The 20,914-nt window shown below is 37.5% G+C and carries 18 protein-coding genes; 4 read left to right on the top strand and 14 right to left on the bottom strand.

The features are described from left to right. Positions 1–108: 108 nt before the first annotated feature. Positions 109–1,497: an alginate export family protein gene (locus tag ACYQ3P_RS01680; protein ID WP_460176222.1), complete on the bottom strand. Its 1,389-nt coding sequence runs from the start codon at positions 1,495–1,497 to the stop codon at positions 109–111. Between the two features lie 782 nt (positions 1,498–2,279). On the opposite strand from ACYQ3P_RS01680, the gene ACYQ3P_RS01685 reads away from it, so the two are divergent. Then, positions 2,280–3,194, top strand: a complete 915-nt coding sequence (locus ACYQ3P_RS01685) for a branched-chain amino acid transaminase (protein WP_460176223.1) — start codon at positions 2,280–2,282, stop codon at positions 3,192–3,194. A gap of 2 nt (positions 3,195–3,196) precedes the next feature. On the opposite strand, the gene ACYQ3P_RS01690 is transcribed toward ACYQ3P_RS01685, so the two are convergent. The 10 genes from ACYQ3P_RS01690 to tpiA all read right to left on the bottom strand — a co-directional run bounded on the left by ACYQ3P_RS01690 (position 3,197) and on the right by tpiA (position 12,629). Next, positions 3,197–3,436, bottom strand: a complete 240-nt coding sequence (locus ACYQ3P_RS01690; RefSeq protein WP_460176224.1) for a c-type cytochrome — start codon at positions 3,434–3,436, stop codon at positions 3,197–3,199. 2 nt (positions 3,437–3,438) lie between these two features. Beyond that, positions 3,439–4,869, bottom strand: a complete 1,431-nt coding sequence (gene gatB, locus ACYQ3P_RS01695) for an Asp-tRNA(Asn)/Glu-tRNA(Gln) amidotransferase subunit GatB (protein ID WP_460176225.1) — start codon at positions 4,867–4,869, stop codon at positions 3,439–3,441. Positions 4,870–4,880: 11 nt separating this feature from the next. Then, on the bottom strand, positions 4,881–6,335 hold the full coding sequence (gene gatA / locus ACYQ3P_RS01700; RefSeq protein ID WP_460176226.1) for an Asp-tRNA(Asn)/Glu-tRNA(Gln) amidotransferase subunit GatA: 1,455 nt from the start codon (positions 6,333–6,335) through the stop codon (positions 4,881–4,883). 261 nt (positions 6,336–6,596) lie between these two features. Then, on the bottom strand, positions 6,597–7,697 hold the full coding sequence (locus ACYQ3P_RS01705; RefSeq protein ID WP_460176227.1) for an oxidoreductase: 1,101 nt from the start codon (positions 7,695–7,697) through the stop codon (positions 6,597–6,599). Continuing rightward, positions 7,697–8,647, bottom strand: coding sequence for a 4-hydroxythreonine-4-phosphate dehydrogenase PdxA (gene pdxA, locus ACYQ3P_RS01710; protein ID WP_460176228.1), 951 nt, complete (start codon positions 8,645–8,647; stop codon positions 7,697–7,699). The genes ACYQ3P_RS01705 and pdxA overlap by 1 nt, the downstream gene beginning before the upstream one ends. A gap of 28 nt (positions 8,648–8,675) precedes the next feature. After that, complete coding sequence (locus ACYQ3P_RS01715; protein WP_460176229.1) at positions 8,676–9,335, bottom strand: LolA family protein; 660 nt, start codon at positions 9,333–9,335, stop codon at positions 8,676–8,678. A 57-nt stretch (positions 9,336–9,392) separates the two neighbouring features. Next, positions 9,393–9,716: a hypothetical protein gene (locus ACYQ3P_RS01720; protein WP_460176230.1), complete on the bottom strand. Its 324-nt coding sequence runs from the start codon at positions 9,714–9,716 to the stop codon at positions 9,393–9,395. A 228-nt stretch (positions 9,717–9,944) separates the two neighbouring features. After that, a complete protein-coding gene (locus tag ACYQ3P_RS01725) occupies positions 9,945–11,531 on the bottom strand; it encodes a peptide-binding protein (protein ID WP_460176231.1) in 1,587 nt (528 codons plus the stop codon). Then, positions 11,531–11,872: a preprotein translocase subunit SecG gene (gene secG, locus ACYQ3P_RS01730; RefSeq protein WP_460176232.1), complete on the bottom strand. Its 342-nt coding sequence runs from the start codon at positions 11,870–11,872 to the stop codon at positions 11,531–11,533. Before secG ends, ACYQ3P_RS01725 begins: the two co-directional genes overlap by 1 nt. 10 nt (positions 11,873–11,882) lie before the next feature. Further along, entirely contained in the window at positions 11,883–12,629 is a 747-nt protein-coding gene (gene tpiA / locus ACYQ3P_RS01735; protein ID WP_460176233.1) for a triose-phosphate isomerase, read from the bottom strand. 192 nt (positions 12,630–12,821) lie between these two features. Here tpiA and ACYQ3P_RS01740 point away from each other — a divergent pair, with 192 nt between their 5' ends. Then, a complete protein-coding gene (locus tag ACYQ3P_RS01740; RefSeq protein ID WP_460176234.1) occupies positions 12,822–14,075 on the top strand; it encodes an ISNCY family transposase in 1,254 nt (417 codons plus the stop codon). Between the two features lie 86 nt (positions 14,076–14,161). Here ACYQ3P_RS01740 and ACYQ3P_RS01745 read toward each other — a convergent pair whose 3' ends face one another. Next, on the bottom strand, positions 14,162–14,437 hold the full coding sequence (locus tag ACYQ3P_RS01745; protein ID WP_460176235.1) for a hypothetical protein: 276 nt from the start codon (positions 14,435–14,437) through the stop codon (positions 14,162–14,164). Positions 14,438–14,650: 213 nt separating this feature from the next. Then, complete coding sequence (locus tag ACYQ3P_RS01750; protein WP_460176236.1) at positions 14,651–15,757, bottom strand: IS4 family transposase; 1,107 nt, start codon at positions 15,755–15,757, stop codon at positions 14,651–14,653. Between the two features lie 141 nt (positions 15,758–15,898). Between ACYQ3P_RS01750 and ACYQ3P_RS01755 the strand changes: the two genes are divergently transcribed. Both ACYQ3P_RS01755 and ACYQ3P_RS01760 read left to right on the top strand, forming a co-directional pair. Next, positions 15,899–17,128, top strand: coding sequence for an MFS transporter (locus ACYQ3P_RS01755; RefSeq protein WP_460176237.1), 1,230 nt, complete (start codon positions 15,899–15,901; stop codon positions 17,126–17,128). 628 nt (positions 17,129–17,756) lie between these two features. After that, a complete protein-coding gene (locus ACYQ3P_RS01760) occupies positions 17,757–18,596 on the top strand; it encodes an HDOD domain-containing protein (protein WP_460176238.1) in 840 nt (279 codons plus the stop codon). Between the two features lie 7 nt (positions 18,597–18,603). On the opposite strand, the gene ACYQ3P_RS01765 is transcribed toward ACYQ3P_RS01760, so the two are convergent. Then, positions 18,604–20,364 (bottom strand): sensor domain-containing diguanylate cyclase, encoded by a 1,761-nt coding sequence (locus ACYQ3P_RS01765; RefSeq protein WP_460176239.1) that lies wholly within the window; start codon positions 20,362–20,364, stop codon positions 18,604–18,606. Between the last annotated feature and the right edge of the window lie 550 nt (positions 20,365–20,914).

Raw genomic sequence — 20,914 nt, forward strand, 5'->3', positions numbered from 1 at the left:
CCTCGCAATGACGAGAAGGGGATGCCCTCGCAATAACGAGAAGTGGGCAATAAAAAAGGCGGTGGCAGAGCCACCGCCTAAGAGCGGACACGGTATATTTTGGTTAATTTAGAACTTTAAGACGATGCCGTGTCTTACACCCCAAGCATCATCTGGGTCTTTACCATCGCTGAGCTTGTAAGCATCGCCGGGCCAGAAGTAACCACCTTCGATGAAGTAGGTAAGACCTTTGTCAATCTGGTAGGTAAGCTTTGCATCAACTTCCCAGCCAAGGTCTTTGTCTTTCTTGGTGTACTCATTAATTGCCACTGCTTTATGGGCTCTTAACCAGTAGCCATAGAGCTCTGCTTTGAGGTCTTTTGTGATGTCATAGGCACCACCGAATTTTACATACTGGGTATTGCAGAGACCATTGCCAGTACTAAAAGAAGAATCAAAATTACAAGCTGAGTTAGCAAGATATTCGTATACGAAGGTATAGTGCTGCTCTGGACCAAGAGCTGTTATGAATGTTTCAATCTTGTCATCAGTGCTGTCCTTATCACCGCTACCAATTGCATACTCAAGGGTAAGTGCTAAAGGTATTGTCTTGAATTTGTAATCAAGTCCTGCTAATGCAGCCCAGCCACGGAGTTTAACATCAGAGAGTCCTTCTTCAGAAAGTAAATATTTACCTGTCTGGAATTCTACATCTGCTCTGAAGTTAAGTCCTGTTCCAGCAATGTCATCATAGTTTCCTCTTAAACCAATATTCCAAAGATGAAGAGGAGCAGGAGGAACAGAAGGATCGTAAACAAATTTTTGGTCGTCAACATATGTTACATCAGCACTGATGCTCCAGCCTTTGCCCTGATAAACACCAAGGATTCCGTATGCGGTTGAATCATTATTGCGTTTTGTATTTCCTTCATAGAATTTGATTGTGTGTGCTGCAAGTGTGAGTTCCTTAAGTGGCTGAACGAATACTAAGATTGCATCATCGCCATAGTATGTGTGGTCAAAGAAGAGTCCATAGCCAAGTTTGAGGAGCTGACGACCTACTTTAAATCCTGCTGGAACACCAAGAAGTCCAGAGCCCTGATACTGAATCCATGCCTGTCTTATGTAAAGATTTGACTCATCGTGCCAGTTACCTTTTGCATAAACACCTCTAGGACCAGTGCTTCCAGAACCCCAGTATACATTTTCAGACGTATTGTCAGTTCTGTTACTTTCAATCTCTACATAACCAGTTGTGTTTGGAGATACCTTTGCCTCAAGATTGAGTCTTACACGATAGTCATAGTAGGAGTTGTTCTCAGTATTATCTGCTTCCAAAGGCATATTTTTAAAATATGCGCCTCTGAATCGCAGCTCACCACCGAGGGTAATCTGGGTTTTTCCTTTTGCGATTACTGCTGTTGTGTCTGATGGGATTTCAGCTGGTGCTGCGTAGGAGAGTGCTGCAACACCTAAAAGAAGAACCAATACTGCTAAAATACTTGTTAATCGTTTCACTTCCTAACCTCCATCGGTTAGTTCAGTTTCACCGTCCAAGACGGTGTTTACTGCAAATAATTTGAGGCTTTTGCCTCAGTCTGCCCAGCCTTTGGCTGGGTCTTTACCGTGTCCGCTCCTTATCACCTCCTTTGAATTTTTCGTTTTTAGAAAATTTTAACATAAGTATTTCTCCTTGTCAAGCCTTTTTTGTTTTTTAATTATTAAAAAGCAAACAATGTGCCAGGGAAATAATTCTTTATTTTCAAAGGGTTTTCATTTTTGTCATATTTTCCCTGTCCTTTCAATGCCACACATTTGTGGTATTTTTTATACATTTTTTGTATTTTTTGTGGATATTTTTTCGTCATCACGAGGCACCGTTAGGTGCCGAAGTGATCTCTTTTTTGTGACGTTTTACGAATATCAGAGACTGCTTCGCCACATTGAGTGGCTCGCAGTGACAGTGTGAAGTAGTGGCTCGCAGTGACAGTGTGAAGCAAGGCCGCGCAGTGACACACTTCACCGTCATTGCGAGGCATCCGTAAGGATGCCGAAGCAATCTCTGAAATTGACACTCTGTAGCACTGTCGCTCTATGGCACTATGACGACGAGATTGCTTCGGGTGCTGGCGCACCCTCGCAATGACGGAGGGGGAATGAGGAGATTGCTTCGTCGCTATCGCTCCTCGCAATGACGAAAAAAGGACACCCTCGCAATGACGGGGTGGGGACGCCCTCGCAATGACGGGTGTTGGATTTAAGCTTGACATTTTTTAAAGGGATTTAGTTTAATATATGTTATGGTTTCGAAGACAGAGAAGATATGGATGGATGGAAAGTTTGTTGATTGGGATGATGCAAAGGTTCATGTGCTTACCCATTCACTCCATTATGGATTGGCTGTTTTTGAAGGGATTAGATGTTACAAGACAGACGAAGGTCCTGCTGTATTTCGCCTGAAGGACCATGTTGAAAGGCTTTTTAAATCAGCCCATATTTTTACCCTGCAAATTCCCTTCACTGAAGAAGAAATCTTTGAGGCTATCAAGGAGACTATCAGGATAAACAAGATTGATTCCTGCTACATAAGACCTATTGTGTTTGTAGGTTATGGTAATATGGGTGTTTATCCAAAAAATAATCCAGTGCAGGTAGCAATTGCTGTATGGAGTTGGGGTGCTTATCTTGGAGAAGAAGGACTGCAAAAAGGGATTAAAGTTAAAACTTCTTCCTTTATAAGAAATCATGTTAATTCAAATATGTCAAGAGGTAAGGTTGCAGGTTACTATGTAAATAGTCAGCTTGCAAAAATGGAAGCTATCTCATGCGGATATGATGAGGCAGTTTTACTTGATACTGAGGGTTATGTGTCTGAAGGAAGCGGAGAAAATATTTTTGTCATCAGAAAGGGTATTCTTAAAACCACACCGCTTACATCTATTCTTGAAGGCATTACAAGAGATACAGTAATGACACTTGCTAAGGATTTGGGAATAGAAGTAAGGGAAGAGCGTTTCACAAGGGATGAGCTCTATATCGCTGATGAGGCATTTTTCACAGGCACCGCTGCTGAGATTACTCCAATTAGAGAAGTTGATGGAAGAATAATTGGGAAAGGATGTCGCGGTCCAATCACAGAAAAGATTCAGAACCTATTCTTTGATGTAGTCAAAGGTAAAAATCCCAAATACAAGCATTGGCTTGATTTCGTATAATTCTACTTTAAATTCATAAACTTAGCAGCTTCGTTAATATCTTCGTCAGTAATATTTTTATGAATTTTTGACATTTTGCCGTTTCTTAAAATGTTAAAGAGCTCTGCCTTTGATTTTACTCCTCTGTCTGCAAAAATGTTTTGCAGGCTTTTTTCATCTTTGTGACATTTGTCGCATTTCAAGGCAAATGCTGAAGATGAAAATAATAAGAGGATTGAAATAATAAATATACATAGTCTCATGGTCATACCTCCTTCAATGCTTTTAAAAGCAATTGATTGACCAACTTTGGATTGGCTTTTCCTTTTGTAAGTTTCATAACCTGTCCAACAAAAAATCCAATGAGTTTTTGCTCCCCAGCTTTAAATCTTTCTACTTCTTTTGGGTTTTTGCTTAAAACTTCCTTGATTGCATCCATAATCACAGTATCATCGGATATCTGAGTTAGTCCCTTTTCTTTAACTATCTGCTCTGCACTTTTTCCTGTCTTGTACATATCTTCAAAAACTTCTTTGGCTGTGTTTCTGTTAATTGTGCCTTTTTCAATCAGATTAAGAAGTTCAACTAACTGAACAGGTTTTAAAGGGCATTCAGTTATTTCTTTGCCTTCTTCATTGATAAGTCTTAATAGCTCAACCATTATCCAGTTTGCAGCTTCTTTAGGCTTTACACCTAACTGCACAGCTTCTTCAAACCACTCTGCCAAAGCCTTTTCTTCTGTGAGAATTTCAGAATCATACGCAGGTAATCCATATTTCTGCATGAATTTCTCAATCTTTGCATCAGGTAACTCTGGCATGTCTTCTTTTATTTTTTCAATCCATTCATCAGAGACTACCACAGGTACAAGGTCGGGCTCAGGAAAATATCTATAATCATGTGCCTCTTCTTTTGAACGCATTGAAAAGGTTTTCCCTGTCTGGGCATCCCAAAGCCTTGTCTCTTGAATTATTTTTTCGCCATTCTCAATTAGTTTTATTTGCCTCTGTATTTCATACTCCAAAGCTTTCTCAACATATCTGAAGGAGTTAATGTTTTTAAGCTCTGTTTTTACTCCAAATTCTGTTGAGCCAACAGGTCTTACTGAGACATTTGCATCGCATCTTAAAGAACCCTGTTCCATATTTCCATCGCATACACCAAGATATCTGAGAATGGTTCTTAGTTTTTTCATGTAAATCGCTGCTTCTTTTGGTGAGGAAATATCAGGCTCTGAAACAATTTCCATCAATGGCACACCTGTTCTGTTGAAATCAACGAAGCTGTAGCCTGAAGGATCATGAATGTTTTTACCTGCATCTTCTTCAAGATGTATTCGCTTTATTCTAATTTTTTTCTTCTTTCCATCAACGGTAATTTCAAGATATCCATCCTCGCAAAGAGGAAGCTCATACTGACTTATTTGATAGCCCTTTGGAAGGTCTGGATAGAAGTAGTTCTTTCTTGCAAACCTGCTGTATTGAGCAATTCTGCAGTTCATTGCAAGTCCTGTTTTGATTGTATATTCAACTGCTTTTTTATTTAGGACAGGAAGCACCCCCGGCATTCCAAGACATACTGGGCATACTTGAGTATTTGGTTCTGCGCCAAATTTGGTTGAACAGGCACAGAATATTTTGCTTTCTGTTAAAAGTTGAGCATGTACTTCCAATCCAATTACTGCTTCGTATTGCATGTTCTCTCCTTTTATAGATTTGGTTTCATTTTATGCCATGTTGTTGATTGTTCATAGGCATATGCAAGTTGAAGTATTCCAACTTCGTCAAATGGTCTTCCTATTATTTGAAGCCCTATTGGAAGACCGTTTTCGCTAAATCCACAGGGAATTGAGATTGCAGGAACACCAGCAAGGTTAACCGAGATTGTAAATATGTCAGAAAGATACATCTGAAGGGGGTCGTCTATTTTTTCTCCAATCTTAAAAGCTGGTGATGGAGCAGTTGGAGTAATTATGTAGTCAACATTTTCAAATGCTGTCTCAAAATCCCTCTTTATCAATGTTCTTACCTGAAGAGCTTTTTTGTAATAGGCATCATAATATCCTGCGGAAAGGGAATATGTTCCAAGCATAATTCTTCTCTTTACTTCTGCACCAAATCCTTTACTCCTCGTTTTCATATACATTTCAAGGAGGTCCTTGCCCGGAGCTCTGAGTCCGTATTTTACACCATCATACCTTGCAAGGTTTGATGATGCCTCAGAGGTTGCAACAATATAATATGTGGCAACAGCATATTCAGTATTGGGAAGAGATATTTCAACAGGAATACAACCAAGAGACTCAAGCTGTTTTATAGCATCCTGTATTTTTATCTCAACATCCTTATCCATTCCCTCAATAAAATATTCCTTGGGAATTCCAATTTTTATTCCCTTTACATCCTTGCCCAGTAATTCTGTGAAATCTGAAGCCTCAATGGGAGCAGAAGTTGAGTCCATTGGATCATATCCTGCAATGACATTCATCATGATTGCTGAATCAGCAACGCATTTTGTAATTGGTCCAATCTGGTCAAGGGATGATGCAAAGGCAACAAGTCCAAAACGAGAGACCCTTCCATAAGTTGGCTTAAGTCCTACAACTCCGCAAAAAGAAGCTGGTTGTCTGATTGAGCCTCCTGTATCAGAGCCAAGAGCAGCAATACATTCATCTGCAGCCACAGCAGCAGCACTTCCTCCTGAACTTCCACCGGGAACTCTTTCCAAATCCCAAGGGTTTCTGGTTTTATGAAATGCTGAGTTTTCAGTTGAAGAACCCATTGCAAACTCATCCATGTTAGTTTTACCAAGCATTACATATTTTTGGCTGAGAAGTTTTGAGGTAACTGTGCTTTCGTAGGGAGGATGAAAGTTATATAGTATATTTGATGCGCATGTTGTGCGTATTCCCTTTGTGCAGATGTTGTCCTTTACTGCAATAGGAATTCCAGTAAGCAATTTTTGTTTTCCATTAAAAATAGCATCCTCTGCATCCTTTGCCATTTCATAGGCTTTTTCAACTGTAAGAGTTATGTATGCCTTGACTTTTCCTTCAACTTCCTGAATTCTTTTGAAAACATCAATTAAAATTTCGTGGGGTCTGACTTCTCCACGATGAATCATTTTTGCCAGCTCTACCAATGTTAATTTATGAAGCTCCAAAGCAAGCCTCCTTCAAATTTTTATAGGATAAATTAATCGCTCCTAAAATGTCCCTGCGTCTCCGAGCAAAGCGTGGAGGAAGCAATCTCGCATTCCCCCTCTCCGTCATTTCGAGGTCGCCACTGCTTCAGCTCCCGACAGGCTTAGCGGCGAAGCAATCTCTTTTTTTCCTTTTTCCTCCGAAGAAGAGATTGCTTCGGCATCCTATCGGATGCCTCGCAATGACGGACTAACAAAAATTTTATATTAGGTTAAAGCAAATCATTTCTTTTTTTCAAGGTATGTGCATCTGACATATTCTAATTTCATAAATCTCATGCATCCATTGCAGGAAATACAGTCCGATCTTTCCTTTCCCTGAGCCCATTTTTTTGGCAAATCAGGTTCAATAATAAGCGGCCTTGAAAGGGAGATTAAATCAGCATCATTTTTTTGCAGGATATCCTCTGCTACAGAACGGGAACGAATTCCGCCGACAAGCATTATGGGAACTTTGAGGTTTTCCTTGAATTTCCGTGAATATTCTCTAAAATAAGCCTCTTTTTCAGGAGAGTCAATCTTTGGTCTAACAGGCCTCTCCTCTGGTTTTGATTCAACTATTCCTCCGCTTACTTCAATAGCATCTATACCAAGATTTTCAAGCCTCTTTGCTATTCTCAGGCTTTCTTCAACTGTGAGCCCTCCTTCTATAAAATCACAGGCATTGAGCTTTATCATCACAGGATAGTCGTATCCTACATTGTCTCTTATACTTTGATAAACTTCCTCAAGAAAATGAAATCTTCTTTCTTCATCTCCTCCCCAGTAGTCATTTCTTCTGTTTGTGTATGGTGAGAGAAATTGATTAATCAAATATCCATGAGCTCCGTGAATCTGAACACCGTCAAAGCCTGCTTCCTTTGCTCTTCTTGCAGCTTTTCCAAAGGCTTCTATAATTTCCCATATTTCCTCTTGGGTAAGTTCTTTTGGTGTAACTTTATAGACAGGCTCAAAAACAGAGGATGGAGCAACAGGTGCTTTTCCTCCAAGAAATACAGAAGCACACTGTCTTCCACCATGATTGAGCTGTATTACTATCTTACCACCTTCTTCATGAACAGCCTGAGTAAGCTTTTTCAAGCCATCTATGTAAAAATCATTATGGATGCAAAGCATTTTTGGTGCACTTCTTCCTGAAACATGAACCAGAACATTTCCAGTAATTGTAAGTCCTACACCACCCTTTGCAAGGGTAACATAAAGATTAATCAGTCTGTCTGTTACAAAACCGTCTTCATCAGCCATTTTTTCATAGGTGGCTGAACGAACAATTCGGTTGTTCATCTTGATTGACTTGATTTCAAAGGGTGAGAAGAGCTTCATTATATCACCATCCTTGATGCAAGTTTAACAGCCTCAATGAGGCTTGTAGGGTCTGCCTTTCCCTGCCATGAGATGTCATAGGCTGTTCCGTGATCTGGAGAAGTTCTTATAAGAGGAAGACCCACTGTAAAGTTTACTCCTTTGTCAAAGGCAACGAGTTTGAAAGGCGCAAGTGCCTGATCATGATACATTGCAACAACCATGTCAAATTCTCCATTTTTTGCTCTCCAGAAAACAGAGTCAGCAGGATAAGGACCAGATACATTTATACCCAATGCTTTTGCTTCATTTATTGCAGGAGTTATCTCTTCAATCTCCTCTCTTCCCATAAGTCCTTCCTCACCAGCATGGGGATTAAGTCCACATACTGCAATTCGGGAGTCAGAAATGCCAAGCATATCGCAGGCTTTTTTGGCAAAAAATATAGTCTGGATAACTTTTTCTTTTTTTATCAAGTGCGGAACATCCTTAAGAGGAACATGTATTGTTACAAGAATAACCTTTAAAGATTCACTATAAAATGCCATTGCATAGTCTTCAGTTTCTGTAAGTTCTGCAAGCATATCTGTATGTCCCATCCAAGGAAGCCCAGCCATTTTGAGAGCAGTTTTTGAAATAGGGCATGTGACAATAGCCTCAATTATGCCAAGCCTGTAAAGCTCAATAGCCTTTCTGATGTAAGAAAAAGACGCTCTACCTGATTCCTCAGTTGGTACACCTTTAGGTAATTTAGCAGGATTTTCTATTTCATTGAGATTTAATATTTCTATGTTGTCTGGGTCAAAATCCATTCCAATTTTTTTGATTACTTCCTTTATAACCGCCCTGTCTCCAATAACAACGGGATTGCAAATTTTATAAATATCTTCCTGTGCAAAGGCTTTAACAATGATTTCAGGACCTACTCCAGCAGGGTCTCCCATTGTAATGGCAACTTTTCTTTTAGCCATTTTGTCCTCCTATTAGGGTTTGAAAATTCTAATATTTTAGAACAGTATCATCTTCTTTAGGGATAAATTTAAAGATGGAATCCTTGAGATTGGTATTTATCTTTACAGATTGGAAATCAATCTTTATGGTATTGTCCTGAAAATCAGTTACTTTAAGTGACTTTATGGGAAAACTCTCATCATGGGTAATAATTTCAATACTTTTTATATTACCCATTTTACTCTTTGGAATTAGTATTAGAGAATTCTCTGACCTTTGGGTGATTTCAAAATCCCTTTTGAGAACTGCCATTCTTGAGAGAAGCGCGAGGGGAAGCTGACCGTATTTTTCCTCTGTAAAACTGCTCTGAATTGCCTGTTTTCTTGCTTTGTCATATACAATCAGCGATGTCTTATTTAAGTAAACCACCTGCGAGAATTCTCCCTGATATTGCCATCTGATTTTATCGCCCTTGATGTAGAATCTGCCTGTAAATTTTTGAGTTTTATCCAAATCCTTTATGTAGGCTGTCTGGATAAACTTTCCATTTGCGTCATTTATGTTTTTATAAGCTTCCTCAAGCCTTAAAACAAGCTCTTCTGAGGCATAGGCGTTGAAAGATAGATATTGGACTGTGAATAAAGAAACGAGAAAAACATTAATTAAACAAGTTAAAATAATTTTCTTAAACCTAAATCTATTCATCATTTCCCAAACCTCCTTATGCTTAATAGCTAAGTTGTGCGATTCTTAAATGTTATTCTATCACTTTTTGTCATTGCAAAGGACGAAGTCCTGAGGCAATCTCTTTTTCTCCCTTTTAGTCGGAAGGCGAGATTGCCACGCCTCACCTTCGGTGAGGCTCGCAATGACGAAAAAATAAACGTACATGCTTGCAATGACAAAGAAAATAGTCATTGCGAGGAGCGTCAGCGACGAAGCAATCTCGTTTTTTAAATTGCTTCGAAGTCCTTCGGACTGCTCGTAATGACAAAGGAAGGGGTCATTGCGAGCCTGCCGACAGGCAGGCGAAGCAATCTCATAAAAAGAAAGTATAGCCTCAGAAATAAAATCTCTCGCAATGTCCATATATCTAACATACAATGACAAAAAATAAAATGATGCCTCGCAATGACCAAGAGGCGGATTTCCTGCCTGTCTAACTGCTGGCATGCAATTTCCCCACTATGTTATTGCGAGCAAAGCGAAGCAATCTCTTTCTCCTCCTCGCAATCAAATAACAAAATTTTTCTAAAAAATCGCTCAACTTAGTTAATGCCTAATTTTTACAAGTTATCATCAACAGATAATCAATTATTAATTATACCATTCAAGCCTGTTTTTTGGCACATACCAATGAATATAGTTATGCCAAATTCCAGCAGGAGCTGGCTCAATTCCTTTTATCCTTTTGTTTACAGCTATAATTGTATCAGGAACATACAGGAATGTGTATGGCTGGTCTTCTGCGATTAGAGCATGGACTTTTCTGTAAAGCTTTTTTCTCTCATCTCTGTCAAGAATTTCCCTTGCCTTTTCAATGAGGCTATCTACTTCAGGATTACTATATCCCACAAAGTTAAACTCACCGGGCTTGGTTTTTGATGAATGAAAGATATCGTATAAATCTGGGTCTCTGGACAAAGACCAACCAAGAAGAACAGCCTGAAACTGCCTTTTTGTTACAAGCTCAAGGAAAGACTGCCATTCAAGCACTCTTATATTTAATTCAATCCCAACTTTTTTCAACTGCTCTTTTATGATTTGGGCTGTTTTAAGCCTTGCCTCATTTCCCTGATTAACAAGCAGTACAAAGGAGAATCTAACTCCGTTTTTTACCAAAACTCCGTGCCTGTCAGGAGCCCATCCAAGTTCAGCTAAAATCTTTTTTGCCTTTTCGGGATTGTATTCAAAGTCTTTTACATCAGGATTAAAAGCCCATGAGGATGGAGGAAAAGGACCAGTGCAAGGAGTTCCGTATCCAAGAAGAACTCCTTCAATGATTTCTTTTTTATTTATTGCATGGGCAATTGCCTGACGAACCCTTTTTTCTGAAAAAAGCGGATTTTTGAGATTATAACCTATGTAAGTGTAACTGAAAGAAGGATATCTAAAAACATTGAAGTATTTTTTAAAAGCTGATTTTTCGCCGTAGTATTTATACTGTGCAGGGCTTAGTCCCATAAAATCTATTCCTCCGAATTTAAGCTCAAGAAACATTGTGGAAGGGTCAGGAATAATCCTTGTAATAAACCTCTCAAAAAATGGTACTCCCTCAAAATATTCAGTGTTTCTTTCCAGAATTACTCTTTGTCCAGTAATCCATTCTTTCATCTTGTATGGACCTGTGCCAACAGGTTTTCTGTTCAATGGGGAGTTAAAAAGCGCTTTGTCTTCAAAAAGATGCTTTGGCAGGATTCCCATTCCCCAAGACTCCAATGCAGGAGCAAAGGGCTTTTCATAGACAACTTTCACTGTGTATTTATCAATAGCCTTTACTTCCTTTACAGGACCATAGTTACTGCTGTAAGGGGTTGGATTTTTAGGATTTGTTATGGCTTGATAGGTAAAAATCACATCTTCTGCAGTAAATTCTACTCCATCATGCCATTTGACACCTTTTCTTAAATGAAAGACTATTTCTTTCCCATCCTTTGATATTGTCCAGCTTTCTGATAGATCACCGATGATATTTAAGTCTTTATCATACTTAGTAAGCCCATTAAAGATTCTTCCGCTAATATCAGCACTTGCTGAATCTGAAGCAAAAAGAGGAAGAAGCCTTTTTGCATCTGCCGATGATGCTCCAGTAAGTGCGAATGGCTCTTTTACATCAGGAGCTTTTTGACAAGCAAAGAGAAAAAGGAAAAGAAGCAAAAAAAATTTGCCATATTTTTTGAACATTACTTTTGTTTGGGCTGTTCTCCTGACGGTGACTCTGCTGGGAGTTGCTGAGCAGGCTGAGTTTGAACAGGTTGAGTCTGTACAGGAACTTTTTCTGGAACAACTGATTTTGTTCTTGTTGTAAAGTAGGCAAGAAATAAGGATGAAACCATGAATAATACCGCAACTCCAATTGCTACTTTATTTAAAAATGTTGCTGCTCCTCTTGGTCCAAAAAGTGTCTGTGATGAACCACCACCAAAGGCAGCACCTAAATCTGCTCCCTTTCCTCTATGGAGCAGAACGACTGCTATCATAACAAAGCAAATGATTATGTGAAAAAATAAAAGTAATGTTTTCATAATTCCTCCGCTATTTATCAAATTTTACAATTTTTGCAAATTTTATTGGGTCTAAGCTTGCTCCTCCGACTAAAACTCCATCAACATTGTCTATTGCCATAATGGATTTTATATTCTCAGGAGTCACACTCCCTCCATAAAGTATTCTTATTTTATCAGATTCACTACCATAAAGATTACCTAATTTTTCTCTTATAAACGCATGAGTTTCTTTTATTTGTTCTTCTGTTGCTACAACTCCAGTGCCTATTGCCCATACAGGCTCATAGGCTATTACAATAGGCTCAAGAGTATCTATTCCCTCAACTCCATTTTGTATCTGCCTTTTTAGCACTTCAAATGTTTTATTGCTTTTTCTTTCTTCTATGGTTTCGCCAATGCAGAAGATTACTTTTAAATTCTGTCCTATGCAGGCTTTTATTTTCTTGTTGATTATTTCATCGGTTTCGTAGAAATATTTTCTCCTTTCAGAATGTCCGATGATTACATAATCTACTCCCATATCCTTAAGCATCATGGGAGATACTTCACCTGTATAAGCACCCTGATTTTCATAAAAGGCATTCTGGGCACAAAGTTTTAAGTTTGTGTTTTTTAATTTTCTACCAACACTATCAATACAAAGAAATGTAGGAGCTATGCCAACCTCTCTGTCATTAATACCTTCAACAAGCGGTAAAAATTGATTGATGAAATCAACAGCCTCCGCTAAAGTCTTATGCATCTTCCAATTGGCAACACAAAATTTTGTTCGCATAATTTAATAGTTTAAGTAAAATTGCTCAGATTAGTCAAATACTCGCATAGGATTATGTGGTTACTATATTAAAATGTCATCTGTTTTTACTAAATTGAAATGTCACATATATGTTAACCTCCTTCTTTTAGGCAAGCAATCTAAAGGAAGGAGGTTTTATGGAGAAAAAAATACATTTTTACGGAGGAAGAATTGAAGAGGTTTGAAGTAATGAATCAAGTCTTATCAGGCTTTTTAACCCTTAAACAAGCTCAGGAGATATTAGGGTTGAGTTACAGACAGGTTTTAAGGCTAAAGGAGAGGTTCAAGTTTCAGGGTTTTGAGGGGCTTTTAAGGAAAATACCTGAGCCACCCACAGCCCTAAAGATTGACTCTTCCGTCAAGGATGAGATCATAAGCTTGAGAAAGTCTTTGTACTGGGATTTCAACATACTTCACTTTAAGGATAAACTTAAGGATGTTCATGACATTAACTTAAGCTATGAAAGTATAAGAAAGATATTGATACAGGAAGGGTTACATGAACCTAAGAAGAAAAGAAAAGTATACCGAAGGAGAAGGAGGATGCCTAAGGCAGGAATGCTTGTGCAGATGGATTCATCTCAACATAGGTGGATTGAAGGTATTGGGCAGCAATGGTGGCTTGTAGCAATGATAGATGATGCAGATGGATTTGTTTATGCTGAATTTCATCCATCTGAGACAGTATGGGCAAATATGTCAGTAATAAGAGCATATATAGAGCAAAGAGGTGTCTTTATGGCTTTATACACTGATAAAGCCTCTCACTTTAGGACAACAAGGCATGGAGGGCTTCACTATCATGTTGAAGTACAACATAAAGAAACCCAGATTGCAAGAGCATTAAATGAATTGGGGATTAAACTAATCAATGCAAATACTCCGCAGGCAAAAGGAAGAGTTGAACGTAAGTTTAGATTTTTTCAGGACAGGCTTATTAAGGAGATGAGATTAAGTGGTATAAGGGATTATGATGAGGCTAACAAGTTTCTCAAAGAGGAATTTCTTACATGGAGTAACAGTAGATACACTCTTTCTGTAGAGAGTCTTTATATGCCTGTGGCTAAAGAAAAAGACCTTGACCTTGTCTTTTCAATAAAACATCCAAGAAAAGTGAACAAAGACAACACATTAAGATACTGTAGAGGAGTTTATCAGATACTTCCTGTAAAGGGAATTAAGAGCCTTGCAGACAAATGGGTAGATGTTTGTGAACTTAGAGACGGTAGAATGGAGATATTATGGGAAGGCAAACGTATAGGATATTCAGAAATAAAAGGATTAGATAAGACAGAAAAAGAGAGACTTAAAGAGAAAGAAGAGATTTTAAATCTCAGGACTTATATAGAGGAACAGAGAGAGCAGAAGGAAAAGAAAAAATATAAACCTGCAGCTAATCACCCTTGGAGGAGAAGCTTAAAATAAAATGTGACATTTTAATGTAGTAATAAAGTGTGACTTGACTTTAGTAATAACAATACTCGCATAGGATTACCAAAAATAGATAGAAATCAAATAATTGCTATAAACACTTGAAAATTAAGCATTTTTTCTGTCATTGCGAGGCATCCGTCAAGATGCCGAAGCAATCTCTTCTTAAAATAAGTTCTGTCGCTCTGTAGCATTGTCGCTCTCTGGCAATAGGACGGTGAGATTGCTTCGTCGCTATCGCTCCTCGCAATGACGGTGAGGAGAGAGTCATTGCGAGCATCCGAAGGATGCGAAGCAATCTCTACTTTATTTTTCAATAAAGCCTTATTAGAGACTGCTTCGCCCCAGATTGCCACGCTATCGCTCGCAACAGGGGGCTCGCAGTGACGAGTGTCTATCGCTATTTTTCGGTAAAACTGCTCAATTTAGATTTAGCATTTAATTAGGATCATTGCTGTCCAAAATAATCTAAACTCATAAAAAACATCCGCATAAAATAAGACTTTTGGACAAGAAAATTTGCTTTTTCAAAATCAGGTTACCCCCCTTTCTTTTTATTTGCTGTCCAATTAAACAAGTCTAAATTTTAACTGTTCTATTTGAGGCTCAATTTGCGGTGTCTCTGTCGGTTTATTTATCCATTCCCATAAATTCCTATATGTAAATAGGTTTAGTCTCAACAATGCAACTAGATTACTTAATGACCATCCAAATGTTGATAACTCCTTCAGATACTTCAGTATCAGTATCGCTATTAATGCCGTCCATATCTGTATCTTAAGTGCATTCGCTGATGTCCCTACAAAGGTTTTTACTCTTAGATTTTGTTTCAATGTCTTAAAAAATCTGCCCTGCCATCTGTCTTTGTATATCTCTGATATGGTCGTTGCACCAAAGTTCAGTTGGTTCGTGAGTAGCACAACTGTATCTTTTGTTTCCTTATCCATGACCTCTATCCTCCGTAGCTCATATGGACAGTCTTGCTCTGCATAAAAACCCTTAAGCTTGATTATCTCATCCCGAATTATGTTTCTGTTCTTTGGCACTGGTAGGCTCTTTATCACTTTATAAGAGGCGTTGTCCTTTAACCTTGTTACAAAATATACCCCCTCCTCTGTCCATCTACCAAATAAAGCATAGTCAACACACCCTCTGTCTATTACTACTATGTCACCAGAACAAAATTGAAGTCTCCTTAATATGTTTACTTCGTGCACTTTACCTTCTGTTATATGCGCATATTCAGGTAAATATCCTGAGTGGTCAAGTAGTAAATGCAACTTTACCGCACCTTTAGTCTTTCTGAATTTTGCCCAGTCAAATACTGTTGCACACAACTCTATTACAGATGCATCAAAGTTCATTAGCTTGTTCTTAAATCTGAATTTCCTCTTGCCAGTAAATTTAGACTGACATCTCTGAAGAAGCATATAAAATACTGCTTGAAAAAGTTCCCACGGTCTGTGTTCATTTGCATAGGCAAGGGTAGACCTCTTTGGAGCTTCTTTTATACCAAGATGCCTTAACTTGCCAATACAACTGGCAAGTCCATTACATATCTCTCTTAGAGAATGCGCCTGCCCAAGTTGACAAAATAACATAGCTACAAATTGCCCCCAACTCGTAAACCCTTTTGCTCTACGCTCAGCTTCTGTCTGCTTTGACTGACTTCTCAAATTCTAATCTTGGAAAAAGGGATAGAATTTGACTGAAAATACTGCTATACTTATTCATATACACCTCCGATCTGGGTCTTTAATTTTTAAGCTAAATGTTTATCTATTTTACCCAGATCGGAGCTTTTTAAAAAATTTATTTTGGACAAGAGTGAATTAGGATATAATAAAAAAATGTTCCATCCTCTCCGCATTAAAGAATTCAGGGCTTATTGGATATGTCAAGTTATCTCATTAACAGGAACTTGGATGCAACACATCGCACAGGGATGGCTTGTATATGTTTTAACCAAATCAGCATTTTATCTGGGCTTGATCTCATTTTTGCAGTCCTTTCCGATGCTTCTTTTTACACTATTTGCCGGAGTTATGGCAGATAGATATTCAAGGAAAAAAATTCTAATTTTGACCCAGATTGTATCTCTAATCCCTGCAGTCATTATTGGAGTTCTAATCCAACTTAATTTAGTGAATATCTGGCATGTAGCCGTAGCATCAATTGTTTTAGGGATAGCAGGAGCATTTGATATGCCAGCAAGGCAGGCTTTTATATCGGAAATCGTTAACAAAGAAATGTTAACTTCAGCTATAGCAATGCAGTCAATGTCTTTCAACATAGCAAGAATTATAGGTCCGATTTTAGCTGGAATTATTGTAACCCATTTGAATTTTTATATGTGTTTTTATTTTAATGCTTTGAGTTTTATACCTCTAATTATCGTTCTTTCCAATTTGTCTATCAAATCCCTGCATTCCCTCGCAGAAGAGGCATCTGTTAAGCATTTTCTAAAAGAAGGCTATCTTTTTATTATTAATAACAAACAAATTTTATATACGATATTCGCGGTTGGAACATTTACAATTTTTGGAATATCTTTTATTCCTATCCTTCCTGTGATTGCTGAGGAGATTCTTAAGACTGGAGCAAAAGGCTATGGAATCCTTGTCTCTTCAATAGGAGTTGGCTCTCTTACAGCTGCAACAATTATTGCTATCAGAAAAGAAGATATTGATGATAAACTAAGCCGAATCTTTAAAGCATCTCTTATAATTCCCATAGGACTTTTGGGAGTCGGGTTTTCAAAAAATTTCTATGTTACAATGTCATTTGCTTTTCTGTTAGGTTTTGCCTTTGTGAACTTCTTTACAGTAAGCAACAGCTTTATCCAGCATCAGACAGAGCAAAGAATGAGAGGAAGAATCATGAGCTTTTTTGCCTTTGTTTTTTTGGGTTTTACGCCTATAGGAAACCTTTTAATAGGATGGCTTGTTGAACAACTAAATATAAAAACAGTGATATCCATCTACTCAATTCTATGTATGTTTTCTTCTATTTTATTTTTTAAAATCCTCCCAAAATTGAAAAAATAGGTTTCAAGATAGAGGCTGTCGCACAACGAGTCTTCTTTTGCAAACGAAAGCGAGGCAATCTCTCTTCCTTTGTGCCTATCCCGTCATTGCAAGCATGTCCAAAGGACTGAGAGGCAATTTCCTCTTTTGCCTTTTACGTCTCACTTCTTACACCTTACGAATATTTAGAGATTGCTTCGGGTGCTGTCGCACCCTCGCAATGACGAAGAAGAAAGTCCTCGCAATGACACCTTTTTTTGTCATCACGAGGCTTGCCAAGCAAGCCGAAGTGATCTCTCTTTTTGTAATTGGGGATAGAAAAAGAGATTGCTTCGGGACTTCGTCCCTCGCAATGACGGGAAGAAGGGTCATCACGAGGCATCCGTCAAGATGCCGAAGTGATCTCAAAAAGCGTCATTGCGAGCGAAGCGAAGCAATCTCTTCTTAAAATAAGTTCTGTCGCTCTGTAGCACTGTCGCTCTATGGCACTATGACGGCGAGATTGCTTCGTCGCTGACGCTCCTCGCAATGACGAAGAAAAGGAATACCCTCGCAATAATTAAAAGGGGGAGCATTTTTCGAGCCGAAGGCGTGGCGACCACTCGCAATGAAGCTTGCGAAATCGTGCAATTTACGGTTAAAATGAATAATGCAACAGAAAATAGAAGAAATTATCAATAGAACCTTAGACATCGCCTCACATTATAAGATTGTAGGTAAGGTAGTTAAAGTCCTTGAAAATGAATTTGCAACAATGGATGAATTGCAAGATATACTCTCCCGTGATAAAGGTTTTACAGCAAGATTTTTAAGAATTGCCAATTCTCCATACTATGGAATGAGCAGAAAGATAAAGACTGTAAAAGAAGCAATAATTTTATTAGGCGTAAACACGGCAAAATCTTTGATTTTATCTACTTCTTTGATATATCTATTCAAAAAAATGGATTCCTTTGAGCAAAAACTGTGGCAACATGGCTTAGCAGTTGGAATATCTGCAAGTTTACTGGCAAATATTACAGAATTGGCAACGCCTGAGGAAAGTTTAAGCTGTGGTATTTTGCATGATATAGGAAAAGTGCTTTTAAACAATGCAATGCCTGATGTTTATCCAAAGATTTATGAGAAATATCATGATACAAAAAAGTCTTCTATTGAATTAGAAAATGAAATTTTGGGTATAAATCATGTAGAAGTAGGAGTGGCTATCGCAGAAAAATGGAATTTTCCAGAGTTAATCAAAGACACTATTAAATATCACCATTATGTAAAATGTGCATCTAATGGTAATGACTCAGAAAGTAAAAATATTTGTAAACTCATAAGAGTATCTGATCAAATATGTAATGAGCTTGGCTATGGATTAAAAAAGCCTGAAGTTGAAAGATTAGAGGAAGAGTTTGACGCAGATAAAAAAATAATCCAAGAAATAAGGAAAAATATTTCTTTTCAGCTTAATCAAGAAATGCAATCGCTAATGAAGGAATAATTATTTTCTATTTTTTCTCACTCTTTTGTTTGTATGCCAATTCATCAGCTCTTTTCAAAATTTTATCAATATCTTCACCCTTTTCAATAATTGTTATTCCATAACTTAAATTAGGAGTAATTTCTTCTTTATCATTTATTTTTATACTTTTTACATTGCCTTTAATTCTCTCTGCTAAATTTTTTGCAACTTCTGTATCTCCCTTAACCACAACAACAAATTCATCTCCACCCCACCTTGCAGCAATGTCATCTTTCCTTATGCTGCTTTTTATAGCATCTGCAACAGACTTTATAGGCATATCTCCAATTACATGTCCATAAGTGTCGTTTATTTTCTTTAAATCATCCAAGTCTATAAAGATTAAGGAGTATTTTTGAGTATCTTCGGTTTTAAGTATTCTGTTTAGATACCTTTCAAAAAATCCTCTGTTGTAAAGTGATGTTAAAGTATCCAATGAAGCCTTGTCTAATAATCTAAGTTTTTCTTTTACTAAGTAAGTTATATCATGGGCAATAAATAGAAGATATTTTTTCTCTTCTCCAACAGGAATAATCCATCCACTTACAAATAAATCCTCTTTTAATTTGAATTCATGAAGCTTGGTTTTTTGCCATAAATTTATTTCAGCTATTTCCCTTACTAATTGATATAAGCGAGATAAATCTTCTCTTTCAGCACTTAACATCTCTTTTGCAATTGAATTAGCAAAAATGATCTTGCCTTCTTTATAAAATACCACTATAATTGCCTCAGACTCCTCTGCAATTGACTCATATATTTTTCTGTTCTGTTCAATTTGGGATATGTAATTTTCTATTACCAAAGATAGATAATCTATTTCGTCTTTATGGGAGAATTCAGGTTTTTTCGCATCTTTTTGCAATTTTTCTACCATGAGGAGTAGCTTTTTGGTTATTGTCTTAATTACTCCATAATGAAGCACTATGCCAAATAGCAAAAATAAGAAAGTAGTTATCAAAGTCATCTTTAACGCACTCTTTTTTATTAATTCCCAGATAAATTTCTTTTTTTCAAATTTGATAACAATTCCGTAATTGCCAAAGAAATCTTTTTCTGAAAATGCTGCCATGTATCTGTCTGAATAATCGTTTATATACAGAAATTCATTATTTTCAGTTGATTTTTCCATCTTCAAATCTTCAAGATTAAACAATCTCGCTATGAAATACAGTTTTTCCTTTGAAATAAATCTTCCCATTATGAGATAACCTGCTGGCGGACCAGAAAAATCACCTTTTAAAACTTCAAAAACCGCAACGATGAAAGGAATGTCATCAATGAAAGTAATACCCACTAATCCCTGATTTTTAAATTCCTGCTTAGAAACATAATGCTTGACATACTTTTCCCAAATCTTAGTATTTACAGGCACTATTTTTTGAGTTTTTGGGTCTAATTCCGTTCCTCCTTTTAGTTGTCCATTTAAATCAAAATAGGCTATGAGATTAACTTTATTGTTTTCTAAAGATTCTTTGGTTATGTTTACAATGTCAAAGGAAGGATTTTTATTTTGCATATAAAGCCTAGCATCATCCCAAGCAGCCCAGTCCTTTGTGAGTCCTAAAAGGTTTTCATACTCTGATTGAATGTAAATTTTTAATTTGCTCGTATCATCTGATATAACTTTTTCCTCAATTGTATTTACAAAATTTTTGATAAAAGCTTGATAGAATGAAAATATTAAAACAATTGACAACAAGCCATAAAAAATATATAGTAGAATGAATTTCCTTTTTATGGTCATTTCTTTGAATTTTAACATAATTTTTTACTTTATTCATACTGGATTGACGATTTTTATATAAAATATTTATGTGATTCTTAAGAGTCATCTTGAGGATTTTTTCCCTGTAATTGCAAGGAGACACCTCCCTCCGTCATTGCGAGGGCTTCCCCTTCTCGTCATTGCGAGGAGCGTCAGCGACGAAGCAATCTCGTCGTCATAGTGCCATAGAGCCACAGTGCTACAGAGCGACAGAACTTATTTTACGAAGAGATTGCTTCGCTTCGCTCGCAATGACGCTTTTTGAGATCACTTCGGCATCCTGACGGATGCCTCGCAATGACCCTTTTTCCCGTCATTGCGAGGGACGAAGTCCCGAAGCAATCTCGGTTTTATGACTTATAAGGAGAGATTGCCACGCCCGCCTCATTGCAGGCTCGCAATGACGAAAAAAATAATCGGCAGGCTTGCGACGGCGAGTAATTACTTAATTTTCAAATACTTATAATGAAATTCAAATTTTTATCTATTTTTGTAAGCAAAGAAAAGAATGGGAGACCAAATTTTTGTC

It is taken from the genome of Thermodesulfovibrio hydrogeniphilus (genome assembly GCF_054657355.1).

Excerpts from the sequence above, each read along its gene's own strand:
- ACYQ3P_RS01685 (WP_460176223.1), top strand. The coding sequence starts at position 2,280 with ATGGTTTCGAAGACAGAGAAGATATGGATGGATGGAAAGTTTGTTGAT.
- ACYQ3P_RS01690 (WP_460176224.1), bottom strand. The coding sequence starts at position 3,436 with ATGAGACTATGTATATTTATTATTTCAATCCTCTTATTATTTTCATCT.
- gatB (WP_460176225.1), bottom strand. The coding sequence starts at position 4,869 with ATGCAATACGAAGCAGTAATTGGATTGGAAGTACATGCTCAACTTTTA.
- ACYQ3P_RS01705 (WP_460176227.1), bottom strand. The coding sequence starts at position 7,697 with ATGAAGCTCTTCTCACCCTTTGAAATCAAGTCAATCAAGATGAACAAC.
- pdxA (WP_460176228.1), bottom strand. The coding sequence starts at position 8,647 with ATGGCTAAAAGAAAAGTTGCCATTACAATGGGAGACCCTGCTGGAGTA.
- ACYQ3P_RS01715 (WP_460176229.1), bottom strand. The coding sequence starts at position 9,335 with ATGATGAATAGATTTAGGTTTAAGAAAATTATTTTAACTTGTTTAATT.
- ACYQ3P_RS01720 (WP_460176230.1), bottom strand. The coding sequence starts at position 9,716 with ATGGACATTGCGAGAGATTTTATTTCTGAGGCTATACTTTCTTTTTAT.
- ACYQ3P_RS01725 (WP_460176231.1), bottom strand. The coding sequence starts at position 11,531 with ATGTTCAAAAAATATGGCAAATTTTTTTTGCTTCTTTTCCTTTTTCTC.
- secG (WP_460176232.1), bottom strand. The coding sequence starts at position 11,872 with ATGAAAACATTACTTTTATTTTTTCACATAATCATTTGCTTTGTTATG.
- tpiA (WP_460176233.1), bottom strand. The coding sequence starts at position 12,629 with ATGCGAACAAAATTTTGTGTTGCCAATTGGAAGATGCATAAGACTTTA.
- ACYQ3P_RS01760 (WP_460176238.1), top strand. The coding sequence starts at position 17,757 with ATGCAACAGAAAATAGAAGAAATTATCAATAGAACCTTAGACATCGCC.
- ACYQ3P_RS01765 (WP_460176239.1), bottom strand. The coding sequence starts at position 20,364 with ATGACCATAAAAAGGAAATTCATTCTACTATATATTTTTTATGGCTTG.